At 65.0% G+C, this 12229-nt stretch carries 11 protein-coding genes; 4 read left to right on the top strand and 7 right to left on the bottom strand.

The features are described 5' to 3' along the window. Window positions 1-59 precede the first annotated feature (59 nt). The 3 genes from ACFZAI_RS19185 to ACFZAI_RS19195 all read left to right on the top strand — a co-directional run bounded on the left by ACFZAI_RS19185 (window position 60) and on the right by ACFZAI_RS19195 (window position 3080). Window positions 60-959, top strand: a complete 900-nt coding sequence (locus ACFZAI_RS19185) for a LysR substrate-binding domain-containing protein (protein WP_391568436.1) — start codon at window positions 60-62, stop codon at window positions 957-959. A gap of 189 nt (window positions 960-1148) precedes the next feature. Then, complete coding sequence (locus ACFZAI_RS19190) at window positions 1149-1655, top strand: hypothetical protein (RefSeq protein ID WP_391568437.1); 507 nt, start codon at window positions 1149-1151, stop codon at window positions 1653-1655. 225 nt (window positions 1656-1880) lie between these two features. Continuing rightward, complete coding sequence (locus ACFZAI_RS19195) at window positions 1881-3080, top strand: MFS transporter (RefSeq protein WP_391568438.1); 1200 nt, start codon at window positions 1881-1883, stop codon at window positions 3078-3080. Window positions 3081-3210: 130 nt separating this feature from the next. On the opposite strand, the gene gltX is transcribed toward ACFZAI_RS19195, so the two are convergent. Next, a complete protein-coding gene (gene gltX, locus ACFZAI_RS19200; protein WP_391568439.1) occupies window positions 3211-4617 on the bottom strand; it encodes a glutamate--tRNA ligase in 1407 nt (468 codons plus the stop codon). A gap of 118 nt (window positions 4618-4735) precedes the next feature. Here gltX and ACFZAI_RS19205 point away from each other — a divergent pair, with 118 nt between their 5' ends. Then, window positions 4736-7177 carry a GNAT family N-acetyltransferase gene (locus ACFZAI_RS19205; RefSeq protein WP_391568440.1) on the top strand — a complete coding sequence of 814 codons (2442 nt, stop codon included), beginning with the start codon at window positions 4736-4738 and terminating at the stop codon, window positions 7175-7177. Between the two features lie 34 nt (window positions 7178-7211). On the opposite strand, the gene ACFZAI_RS19210 is transcribed toward ACFZAI_RS19205, so the two are convergent. The 6 genes from ACFZAI_RS19210 to yjgA all read right to left on the bottom strand — a co-directional run bounded on the left by ACFZAI_RS19210 (window position 7212) and on the right by yjgA (window position 12198). After that, complete coding sequence (locus ACFZAI_RS19210) at window positions 7212-7904, bottom strand: isochorismatase family cysteine hydrolase (protein WP_342067317.1); 693 nt, start codon at window positions 7902-7904, stop codon at window positions 7212-7214. A 9-nt stretch (window positions 7905-7913) separates the two neighbouring features. Beyond that, window positions 7914-8750: an ABC transporter permease gene (locus ACFZAI_RS19215; RefSeq protein WP_391568441.1), complete on the bottom strand. Its 837-nt coding sequence runs from the start codon at window positions 8748-8750 to the stop codon at window positions 7914-7916. A gap of 3 nt (window positions 8751-8753) precedes the next feature. Next, a complete protein-coding gene (locus ACFZAI_RS19220) occupies window positions 8754-9566 on the bottom strand; it encodes an ABC transporter ATP-binding protein (RefSeq protein WP_391568442.1) in 813 nt (270 codons plus the stop codon). Beyond that, window positions 9566-10570, bottom strand: coding sequence for an ABC transporter substrate-binding protein (locus tag ACFZAI_RS19225; protein WP_391568443.1), 1005 nt, complete (start codon window positions 10568-10570; stop codon window positions 9566-9568). Before ACFZAI_RS19225 ends, ACFZAI_RS19220 begins: the two co-directional genes overlap by 1 nt. Before the next feature lie 366 nt (window positions 10571-10936). Then, a complete protein-coding gene (locus ACFZAI_RS19230; protein WP_391568444.1) occupies window positions 10937-11614 on the bottom strand; it encodes an alpha/beta hydrolase in 678 nt (225 codons plus the stop codon). 32 nt (window positions 11615-11646) lie between these two features. Continuing rightward, a complete protein-coding gene (gene yjgA / locus ACFZAI_RS19235; protein WP_391568445.1) occupies window positions 11647-12198 on the bottom strand; it encodes a ribosome biogenesis factor YjgA in 552 nt (183 codons plus the stop codon). Window positions 12199-12229: the final 31 nt, after the last annotated feature.

A 12229-nucleotide genomic window follows, 5' to 3' on the forward strand; every position in this document is an offset into this window, starting at 1 on the left:
ACTTTATTTTTCCTATGATTTGATAAGTTTTACAAATTCACTATTTGCTGGCATTACGCATGCGTTCGCTCCCCGATTTATCCATCACGCATTACCGGCACTTTCTGCTGGTGGCGGAACTGCGCAGCTTTCGTGCGGCGGCGGCTCGGGCGTTTCGCTCGCAACCGGCGTTGTCGCTGTCCATCCGCGAAATGGAGCAACGTCTGGGCCAGCCGCTGTTTGAGCGCGGCAACCGCAACACGCTGACGCGCTTCGGGCAAGACTGCCTGCCCTTGGCGCGCGAACTGGTCGAGCATCACGATCGCGTTGCGGGCGCGTTATCCGGCTTGGCCAGTAACGGCGCTGGCACGTTGACGATGGCGTCGGTGGCTACGGTGGCCACGCACTGGCTGCCGGAGCTGGTGGCGGTTTACCGTGAACGCTATCCGGCCGTGGCGCTGCGTTTGTTCGACGACAACTCCGAAGGGGTCGAGCGCATGGTGCTGGCGGGCGAAGTGGAACTTGGTGTTTGCAGCCCGGTGCTACAGGACCGCCGGCTGACGTTCGAGCCGCTGCTGCGTGATGCATTTGGACTGGTCTGCCATCGCGGCCATCCGCTGGCGGGACGCAAGTCGGTGACGTGGCGCGAGATCGCCGACTTGCCCTTGGTGGGCACCGTTGCCCATCGCCAATTGGCGGGCTACCCGCAAGCGGCGTTCATGATGGACCGGCAAGTGTTCGTGTCCAACATGATGTCGCTGCTGGCGATGCTGGAACGCGGTGTGGGCGTCACCGTGCTGGCGCGCTTGGGAGTGCCGCCGGACTCGCCGGGTCTGGCGTTCGTGCCTTTGGCGCGGCCTCGCATCGAACGCGAATTGGGCATCACGCGGCTGGCCGGACGCAGCCTGTCGCCGGCCGCGGCGCGCATGGAAGAAATGCTGCGCGCGAAGGCGGTTCGCGGCGGACGCAGTGTCGTTTGAAACCAACGCATTCGTGCGTGTTCCGCGCCTAAAACAGGGGCTTTCAGGGCCCGACTGTTGCGCAATTGCACACCGCGCGGATCGTCGTTGATTCTTCCCTGGCGGCTCTTTAGAGTGCGTCATGTTTGCTGCGCGGAGGACGTGCCGGTGTGATCGGCGCGGCGCGTCGACAGACGTGTTGAGGAAGTCATGAGCAGTGTGTATTTGCGTTCGGCCGGCATCGCCTGCGCCGTTCTTATCCTGGCCGGTTGCGTCGCCAGAAAGCCCGCCGTCATCACCGAGGCCCAGCCCGCGGAACCGCCCAAGCCGGTGGCTTGCGTGCCCGCCAAAAGCGGCGATCCCATGATCGGCACCTGGTTGTCGAACACAAAGCCGCGCGACGTCAGCGGTGACTTGCAATCGCTGACCGTGTTGTCCGCCGATGGCACGATGGCCTTCGAGTCGTTGTTGAAGATTGGCCGCAAGACGCGCCCCGCGTTGCGCGAGACCGGCTGTTGGACCGTGGCGGACGGCATCTATACGATGCAGACCACGAAATCCGCCGGCGAGCCCGTCGACGCCAACGACCCCATCTACAAAAATCGCTACCGCGTTGAAAAGGTCGAGCAGGCCAAGCTGACGCTGCGCGAACTGAAAAGCGGCGGCCAGGTCGTGACCGCGCGCCGCATGCCCTCGGGTTACCGGTTGCCTTATTAACAGGCGGGTTGACTCGCAGGCGGGTTGACTCGCAGGCAGGCTGACTCGCAGGCAGGCTAACCGCGGGCTGACAGGCGGGCGATTCGCTCGGCTGACCTGTGTGCCGGTTGGCCCGTCGATGCGTTGACCGTTGCGCCGGGCGGACACTCCGCCCGGCCTCTACACCAAGATGGCTGGGCTGCGGTAAGGTGCGGGCTTCGACTTTTTCCTCGCCGCCGGTTCCCCATGCCCGCCATGTCCTCAGAAGCACGCGCCATTGCGCTGCTTGCCCTGGCTGCTTTCGTCAGCGCCAGCGCCTTCCGTATCTGCGATCCCATGTTGCCGCAACTGGCGGCGGAATTCGGCACGACCACCGGCCAGGCTGCGCGCGCGGTGACGGCGTTTGCGGTGGCCTATGGCGTGCTGCAAATGTTCTTCGGGCCGGTGGGCGACCGCTACGGCAAGTTCCGGGTCGTCAGCGTGGCGACCGTGGCGTGTGCGCTGGGCAGCGCGGGCGCTGTCATGGCGGAATCCCTGGATGTGCTGGTGTTCTGCCGCGCGCTGTCGGGCGCGGCGGGGGCGGGCATCGTGCCGCTGTCCATGGCCTGGATCGGCGACAACGTTCCGTATGAACGACGCCAGGCGACCTTGGCGCGCTTTCTGACCGGCACCATCCTGGGCATGTCGGCCGGCCAATTGGCGGGCGGGCTGTTCGCGGACACCATCGGCTGGCGCTGGGCCTTTGCCGCGCTGGTCGTGGGCTATCTGACCGTGGGCGTGTTGCTGCATTTCGAAGTGCGGCGCCAGCGCGTGTCGGACTTTGGCCGGGTGGAAGCCGGTGCGGCCACGAAGGGTTTTGTTGCGCAGGCGCGGCTGGTGCTTGGCACGCCGTGGGCGCGCATCGTACTGGCGACGGTGTTTGCCGAAGGCCTGCTGGTGTTCGGCGCGTTGGCGTTCGCGCCGTCATACCTGCACGAACGGTTCGACATTTCACTGACGGCTGCCGGCGCGCTCGTGGCCGTGTATGCCGTGGGCGGCCTGATCTACACGGTGGTCGCCGGCCGCATCTTGAAGCGCCTGGGTGAACGCGGCCTGGCCATCGCGGGTGGCCTGGTGCTAAGCGTGGCGTTCCTGTCGTACTTGCTGGGGCCGGTCTGGATGTGGAGCTTGCTTGCCAGCGTGCTGGCGGGCTTTGGCTATTACCTGCTGCACGCAACCTTGCAGACGAACGCCACGCAGATGGTGCCGTCTGCGCGCGGCACGGCCGTGGCTTGGTTCGCGTCGTGCCTTTTCATGGGGCAGGCGGCCGGCGTGGCGTTGGCGGGGGCGGTGGTGGACGAGATTGGGGCGGCGGCGTTGTTTGGCGGGTCTGCCGTGTTGCTGCCGCTGCTGGGCGCATTCTTTGCCCGGGCGTTGAAGGTGCGGGCGGCCATCCAGCAAGCCTGAACGCAGAATCTGGCGCCTTGCATGCGCGCCAAAAACACCGCGGGCCTTGTTCATCCATCGATGAACAAGGCCCGCGGGCTATGGGCTATGGGCTTTGGGCTATGAGCTTGAGCTTGAGCGCGCTTGGATCTTAGATCGCCGCCAGGCGCGCCAGCACCGTCTGTTTGCCCAGCAAGGCCAGCACGGCGTCAACCGCCGGGGTTTGCGTTTGGCCGGTGACGGCCACGCGCAGCGGAATGGCCAGTTGCGGCATCTTCAACCCGCGGTCAGCCAGCACTGCCTTGATCAGCGCCGACAGCGCTTCGCGGGTCCACTCCGTGCCTTCTGCGCGCTGGGCAAAATCGGCCAGCGCTTCGCGGGCCGGGGCGGTCAGGTGCTGCTCGATCAGTTCCGGCGCGGCGGGCGTGAACGGGGCGCAGAACAGCATCGCGCCGTCGGCCAGTTGCTCAAGCGTTTCAGCGCGGTCTTTCAACAAGCCCATCACGCCCGGCAGATCAATCTTTTCCGGATGACCGCCACGGTTCGCCACGCGGGGAGCCACGCGTTCCGCGAGTTCGGCGTTGTCCATCTGCTTGATGTAGTGGGCGTTGACCCAGTTCAGCTTCTTCGGGTCCCACTGCGACGCCGACTTCGACAGGTGCTTGGTATCAAACCAGGACACCAGCTGTTCGCGCGAGAAGAGTTCGTCGTCGCCGTGGCTCCAGCCCAGGCGGGCCAGGTAGTTGATCATGGCCTCGGGCAGATAGCCCTCGTTGTCGTACTCCATGACGTTGACCGCGCCGTGGCGCTTGGACAGCTTTTCGCCATCCGGGCCCAGAATCATCGGCACGTGGCCATATTCGGGCAGCGTCGCGCCCAGCGCGCGCAGGATGTTGATCTGGCGCGGGGTGTTGTTGACGTGGTCATCGCCGCGCAGAACGTGCGTGATGCCCATGTCCCAGTCGTCGACCACGACGCAGAAGTTGTACGTGGGCGTGCCGTCCGGGCGCGCGATGATCAGGTCGTCAAGTTCGGTGTTGTCGAAGCTGATCGTGCCCTTGACCATGTCGTTCCAGGACGTGGCGCCTTCTTGCGGATTCTTGAAACGCACGACGGGCTTGCGGCCTTCGGGGATGGCGGGCAGCGTCTTGCCGGCTTCCGGGCGCCAGGTGCCGTCATAACGCGGCTTGTCGCCACGGGCGCGGGCGGCTTCACGCATGGCTTCCACTTCTTCAGGCGAGCTGTAGCAGTGGTAGGCGGTGCCGGCGGCCAGCATCTGCGCAACCACTTCGCGGTAGCGGTCCATGCGCTGCATCTGATAGAAGGGGCCTTCGTCGGGCTGCATGCCCAGCCATTCCATGCTGTCCAGAATGGCCTGCACCGCTTCCGGCGTGGAGCGTTCGACGTCCGTGTCTTCAATGCGCAACACGAACGTGCCTTGATGGTGGCGCGCGAAGGCCCAGGAGAACAGCGCGGTGCGCGCGCCGCCCAAGTGCAGGAAACCCGTGGGCGAAGGCGCGAAACGGGTACGAATGGGGGAAGTGGCGTTGGAGGTCATAGGTGGCAATGATAGCGGCTGCGGCGCCACAAAGCGGCGTCGGGCAGGGTCCACATCAAGCGGACGGCGGGCTTGTCTTGTTACGATGAACGGTATTTTAGATTAGGGCGCACCCCCTATGCTGCGACACGCGCTTGCCCCGATGTTCGAACCCAGCTCGCTGGTGATCGTTGCCGACCGGCCTCTGCCGGCGACGGGGTCGCTATCGCCCGCGTTGAAGGCGAAAACCACCATCGTGGACTGCGAAGTCGGCGTCGCGCCGGAGCTGCCTGCCACATTGGAAGGCCTGGCGGCGGGCGCCCGGCCTGATCTGGCCCTGGTTTGCGTGTCGCCCGCCGTGTTGCCGGAAACGCTGCGCCGGCTGGCGGCGCTGGCGCCAAGATCGGTCATCCTGCTGCCCCATCCGCTGCCCGACCCCTATCCGCGAGGCACGCTTGCGCTGTGCCGCGCCTGGGCCGAAGAGAACCGCTGCGAACTGCTGGGGCCGCGCTCGTTTGGCGCGCAGCGCCCGCATGCGGGCTTGAACTTCAGCCAGCATCCGGTGCTGGCGCGCGCGGGCCGCGTGGCCTTGCTGGCGCAATCGCGTTCCATCATGGCCGCGGTCATGGACTGGGCCGAAGACGTGCATATCGGCTTCTCTACCGCGGTGTCGCTGGGCGACGAGGCGGTGGTGGGCTTGTCCAAAGTGCTGGACTACCTGGCCAGCGACCCGCGCACCGACAGCATCGTGCTGTATCTGGAAGACGTGGGCCCGGCGCGCGAATTCATGAGCACGCTGCGCGCCGCGGCCAGCGTCAAACCCGTCATTGTGCTGAAGGCGGGACGGTCAGACGCCGACGGCGCCGACGCCATCTTCGACGCCGCGTTGCGGCGCGCGGGCGCGGTGCGCGTGCGTTACTTCGTGCAGCTGTTCTCGGCGGTGAAGGTGCTGGGCTACACGCGGCGCCCCAAGGGCCAGCGCGTGGCGCTGATCTCCAACGGCAGCGGGCCGCCGCAATTGGCCATGGACTTGATCGGCCCCGACGCCGCCGTGCAGCGCGCCGAACTCGCGCCCGCCACGCGGCGCGCGCTGGAAGCCATGCTGGAGCCGGACGCCGCCGTCGCCAACCCGGTCATCACGTATACGCCGCTGACGCCGGAACGCATCCGCGCCATTCTTGAAGCCGTATTGGATGACACCGGCGTGGACGGCGTGCTGGTGCTGCTGGCGCCCGATGCGCTGTCTGACATGCCGGCCGTTGCGCGCGAACTGGCGCAGATTGCGCCTAAGGCGAAGAAACCCGTCGTCAGCTGCTTCATGGGCGACGCCGGCATGCGGCCCTTGCGGCGCATGCTGGACGACGCGGGCACCTCTGCGTTTCGCACGCCGGAGTCCGCCGCGGATGCGTTCGGCGTGTTGGCCTCGCACCATTACAACCAGCAACTGCTGTTGCAGACGCAGCCGCAAGAGCCGCCCACGCATGTGCCCGACCTGGCCGCCGCCCGCGAGCTGATCGCACGCGTGCGCGCGGACTGCCGGCGCGAGCTCAACACATCAGAAATCCGGACCTTGCTGAGCCTGTTCTACGTGCCGCTGCGCGACATGCCGGTGGAGGTGGCGTCGGTGGAACCCGAATCCCGTCCCATGGCGATCCGCGTGCGGCGTGATCCGCAGTTCGGGCCGGTCGTGCGTTTTGGCGCGGGTGGCCCCGATGCCGTGCTATCCGTGGCGGATCGCGGCATGGACCTGCCGCCGCTTAATGGCTTCCTGGCCCGCCAGCTGATTGAACGCAGCCGGCTGTGGCGCCGCGTGCTGGCGCCGCGCGTCGGCCACATGGCGGCCGAATCGCTGCAACAGGCGATGGTGCTGGTGTCGGAAATGGTGTCGGAATTGCCCGACATCGAATCGCTGGACATCGACCCGCTCTACGCGGGTGAGGCGCATCTGCGCGCGGGTGGCCTGCGCATGACGCTGACCGAAACGCCGGGCTGTGAAACGCCGCAGACGTCGGGCTATCCGCACATGGCGATCCACCCGTACCCCACGCGTCTGGTGCAGGTGCGCCGCTTCAATGATGGCATCCCGTGGGTGCTGCGCCCGATTCGCCCTGAAGACGGCGAGGCCTTGCAGGAATTCATTCGTGGCTTGTCGGAACGGTCGCGCTACATGCGCTTCGTGTCGATGATGCGCGAGCTGACGCCGCGCATGGTGTCGCGCTACACGCAGGTGGACTATCACCGCGAGCTGGCGCTGGTGGCGGCCACGCAGGTGCCCAACCCGGCCAACCGCGGGCATCCGCGCGAGGTCATCGTGGGGTTTGCGCACTACCTGCGTAACCCCGACGGGCGTGGCGCCGAGTACGCGCTGGTGATTGGCGACGACTGGCAGCGGCGCGGCTTGGGCCATCAGCTGATGACGGCGCTGATCGACGCGGCGCGCGAGCAGGGGCTGGAATATATCGACGGCCTGGTGCTGTCGACCAACCGGCCCATGCTGTCGCTGATGACGCGTCTGGGCTTCACCAACGACGCCGATCCGGAAGACCCGACGATGCGCCGGGTCTGGTTGAATCTGGCCTAGCACGGCGATACGGCCAGGCCAGATCGCGTCCGCGCTAGGCGGTTTTCCTTGCCGCCTGGGCGGGCGTCAGTCGCGACGTAACCTCATCCACCGACAGCACGTCGCCAAAGAACAGCATCCAGCCGTGCAGGGAATGCTCGTGCTCGGCCGGGGTGACGGCGGCCAGCGCGTCGTCGACCATGATGGTGCGGAAGTCGCGCATCATTGCATCGCGCGCGGTGGATTCGCAGCAGACGTTGGTGACGGTGCCGGCAATCAGCAGCGTGTCTACGCCCAGCCCGCGCAGCAGCGGTTCCAGCTCGGATGAGCCCGGCGCCATCGCGCTGTAGAAGCGCTTCACCACACGCAAGTCGGATTCCTGCGCATGCAGGTCGGGATGCAGTTGAAAGCCCGGGGAATCGCGGCGCAGCGTTTCCAGCCGGCGCGCGCTGCGCTCCGGCGTCAGCATCACGCCATGGTGATGCGACCAGAACGCATCGGCGTTGTCCGACGCCGTCTGTATCCAGACGACCACGCCACCGGCTGCGCGCACGGCATCGCACAGGCGGTTCACCGGCGCAATGATCTCGCGGGCCGGCGCGCATTCCCCCTGGTAGCCCGGCAGCGTGAAGTACTGCTGCATGTCCACCACGACCACCGCCGTGCGAGCCGCGGGCAGTTCATCGTACGGATGCAGGCAGCCCTGCCGGGCCACCACGCGGTCTTGTACCCATTGCGGAAATTGCATGTCGGTTCCTTATCCGTAGCGCCGCGCCACGGCGGCTTCGATGCGGTAGATGATCAGGTACATCACGCTGGAGATCAGCGCCAGCATGGCGATGGCCGTCATGACGATGTTCAGCTTGAACACCTGGCTGCCGTTCATAATCAAAAAGCCCAGGCCGGAATCCGCCGACTGGAATTCGCCCACGATCACGCCCACCAGCGCCAGGCCAATGTTCATCTTCACCGCCGCAATCAGCGTAGGCACGCTGCCGGGCAGCACCACTTTGGTCAGCACCTGCCAGCGGCTGGCGCCAAAGGTGTGGGCAAGTTTCACCTTGTTCAGGTCGATACCCCGAAAGCCCGCGTACACCACCATGATCGTGACGAACACCGCGATGGCGACCGCCATGCCGTACACCGCGTAGTCCGAACCCAGCCACAGGTAGAAAATCGGCACGAAGGCGATCTTGGGCATGGCGTTGGCGACCACCAGGAAGGGGTCCAGCACCTTGTACAGAAAGTCCGACCACCACAACGCGGCCGCCACCACGATGCCGATCGCCATGCTCAGCGTGAAGCCGACCAGCGTGGCCGACAGCGTCGTCATGATGTGCTTGGCCAGGTTGCCGTTATTCCACAGTTCGATGAAAGTGGGCCACAGCGCGCTGGGGTAGCTGGTTAGCAGCGGGTTCAGGATGTGCATGCGCGGCAGGATTTCCCACGCGCATAGAAAGACCACCAGCAGCAGCGCCTGCGACAAGCGGATGTTGCGTTTGCGCGCACGGTCGCGGCGCAGATAGTCCAGGTATTTTTCACTGGGCGCGCGCACGGCGCGCAAGGGAACGGTGTTGGCGATGGGCGCATTCATGGGTCAACCCTCCACGTGGACGTCCAGCTCGTCCCACAGCTGTTTGAAGTAGGTATTGAATTCCGGACGCGAGCGCGCCTGAAAGGGCGTGGGCCGCGGGCCGTCGCCATAGTGGATGCGGTACTGGCTTTTCAGCCGCCCCGGCCGGCGCGACAGCACAATGACGCGGTCGGTCATGGCGATGGCTTCGCCGATGTCGTGCGTGACCAGCACCACGGTCTTGCCTTCGCGGCGCAGAATGTCCACCACTTCATCCGAGATCGCCAGCCGCGTCTGCGAATCCAGCGCCGAGAAGGGCTCGTCCAGCAGAATCACATCGGGCTCGGTCACCAGCGTGCGCGCCAGCGCCGCGCGCTGCCGCATGCCGCCCGACAACTGGCGCGGCGTGTGCGTCAGGAAGGCGCCCAACCCGCATTTTTCCAGCAGGTGCACGGCGCGCGCCTCGCTGCGCGCATCGCGCCGGCCCTGGATTTCGGCGCCCAGCATCACGTTGTCCAGGATGGTGCGCCATTCGAAAAGATAATCCTGCTGCAACATGTAGCCGATGCGCGGGTTAGGTTTTGACACGCCCTGGCCGTCGATCATCACCGCGCCTGACGTAGGCGGAATCAGCCCCGCAATCAGCGACAGCAAGGTGCTCTTGCCACAGCCGCTTTGGCCGATCAGGCTGACGAATTCGCCCGCCGCCAGCGTGAACGACACGTTCGACAGCGCCTCGGTTTCGCCTTCGGTTGTGAAGTACGACAGGCACACGTCGCGCAGCTCGATCTTCGCCGTGGCGGCGGCCGGCTTCAGGTTATGGATGGCGGCGCCCATTACTGCACCTTCTTCGCGAAATCAGCCACCACCACGTCTTCATACTTCACGCGGGCGGAGTCCTTCATGACGGCGCTGGCGATCAGCATGTCTTGCAGCTTGTTCATGGCTTCGGCGGTGACCAGCGGCGACGTCTTCCAGATTTGATATTGCTTGTAGCGGTCGATGGCTTCCGTGACCGCGCCCTGGTCCATGCCGGGAAAGAAGGTCATGATCTGCGGGGCAAGCGTGGCGGCCGGCGTGTCTTTCACGTATTTCTCGGCGCGGGCCACCACATCGGTCCAGGCCTGAATCACCTTGGGGTTGTCGCGAATGTATTTGTCGGTGGCGGTGAAGACGGTGTAGTCCACCTGGCCGACTTCATGGCCCACCGAGGCCACGATGTAGCCTTTGCCGTTGCGCACCAGTTCACCGGCTTCGGGTTCCAGGAAGATGCCGTATTCACCCTGGCCGGCCATCCACGCGCCGGCGCGCGCTGGAATGCCGATGTTGTTCAGCAGCTTGACGTCTTTTTGCGGGTCCAGGCCGTGCTTGCGCAGCGCGGTTTCCAGGAACACGATCGGGTTGGACCCGGGGCGAAAGCCGATGACTTCCTTGCCCTTGAGCATGGACCAGTCAAACTTGTCGATGGGTTTGCGCGCCAGCAGGAAGAAGCCGTCGGTTGCGGTCAGCCCGGCAAAGATCTTCGGCTTGACGGGCGATTCGCTGTTCTGCACATAGATGGACGCCTCGGGGCCGATCAGCACGATGTCGGCGCTGCCCGACAGCAGGGCGGTCATGCCCTTGTCGGTGCCTTGGGACGTTTTCATGGACACGTCCAGCCCGGCGTCCTTGAAGTAGCCCTGCGACAGGGCCACGTATTTCGGCACGTAAAGAACGGAACGCACGACTTCTTCGTAGCGGACCTTCACGGGGGGATTCAGGGCTTCGGCCTGGGCGGCCAGCGGAGCAAGCAGCGCAAGCAGCGCTACGCCCGCCAAGCGGGGCAGTGGCAAGGATTTCACGGGACTTTCTCCTGCGTCTTGTATGGCACGCCGAAACCCGGCGCAGCAAGGCCAAAGGGATGGAATCGACAACAACAACAGGGAAGCCCGAACGCCTGCTGCCCGGGCCGATAAGGCATGGATCGAATACTATATTCAACACAAATGGGCGGCAAGCATTTTGCGATTGGCGTTTTTCTCTATGGACGAGCGCCAACGCAGCCCGGAAAATTCAGGGCTTGAATACCACTTGGTATACAGAAATGGGTTTTGGCCGCGCGGGGGAGCTTGCAGCGGCAGGGCAGAAAGAGTGCGTTGAAAGGGGTTGGAAGGATGGGGTTGGCGCGTGGCAAGTCACCGCGCGCTACCCACATCAACCAACCAATATCACTTCAACACGCCATTCAAAAACGCAGAGATGTCGCGCACTTCTTCGGCGCACACCGAATGCGGCATCGGGTACGTGTGCCAGCGCACGTCGTAACCCAGACGCTTCAACTCCGCCAGCGACGCCTCGGCGCGCGCCAGCGACACCACCGGATCGTACTGGCCGTGGGCCATGAAGATCGGGGTGGCGTTGTTGGCGCTATTGCGCTCGGCTTCGGCCGTATCCACCAGCGGCAGATAGCCCGACAGCGCCATCATCCCCGCCAGCTTTTCCGGCAAGCGCAGGCCCGTGTGCAAGGTCATTGCGCTGCCTTGCGAGAAGCCCGCCAGCACGATGTTCGACGTGGGGATGCCACGCGCGTTTTCACGCGCAATCAGCTTGTGGATGGCGGCTTCGGATGCGCGGATGCCCTTGGCGTCTTCCACGCGCACCAGGTCCATCACCAGGATGTCGTACCAGGAACGCATCGACATGCCGTTGTTGATCGTCACGCGCTGCACGGGCGCGTTCGGGAACACGAAGCGCACGCCCAAGCCTGCGGGCAGGTCCAGCTCCGGCACAATGGGCGCGAAGTCGTTGCCATCGGCGCCCAAGCCATGCAGCCAGATGACGGCGTGCGTGGGGTTGGGGGCGGTTTCGATCTCGATGCAATCGAGCAGGTCGGTAGGTGCGTTCATGGACGGCCGGCGGTAATTTCAGGAAAGGGGGATCAGAGCGTCAGGGTCTTCAAGGCCTGGAACAGCGCGCGGTAGTGCTTCTTTTGCGGCTCCTGGCCTTGCAGCAGCGAGGCGTTGCCCAGCTTTTCCTTACGCGCGGCGCGAATCAGCGTGCGCAATTGCTGCGCATCGGCTTGCGGATTATTCGCCAGCAGCTTGGTCAGCAGGTCGTCGTCGTCCAGCAGGCGGTCGCGCAGCGATTCCAGCCGGTGCATGGCGGCGGTTTCTTCGCGCGAGCCGTTTTCCCAGACGTCGAGCTGGGCGCGGATCTCGTCGGCAGGCGCATCGCGCATCAGCTTGCCCACAAAGTGCACCTGACGGCGGCGGCCTTCGCGGCCGGTCGTGCGCTGCGCCATGCGGATTGCCTCATAGAGGCGTTCGGCCAGCGGCAATTGCTTGAGGCGTTCGGGGGACAGTTCGATCAGCTGCTTGCCCAGGTCCAGCAACGCGTGCATGTCACGCTTGATCTGGGACTTGCTGGGACGGTCGTAGCCGTTCTCGTCGTAACCGTCGTCGACGGATTCTTCTTCAGTATGGGAATTCATGGAAAACTGCGCAATGACAGACTTGGCTATG

This window comes from Achromobacter sp. NPDC008082 (genome assembly GCF_042957345.1).
Classification (GTDB): domain Bacteria; phylum Pseudomonadota; class Gammaproteobacteria; order Burkholderiales; family Burkholderiaceae_B; genus Achromobacter; species Achromobacter kerstersii_A.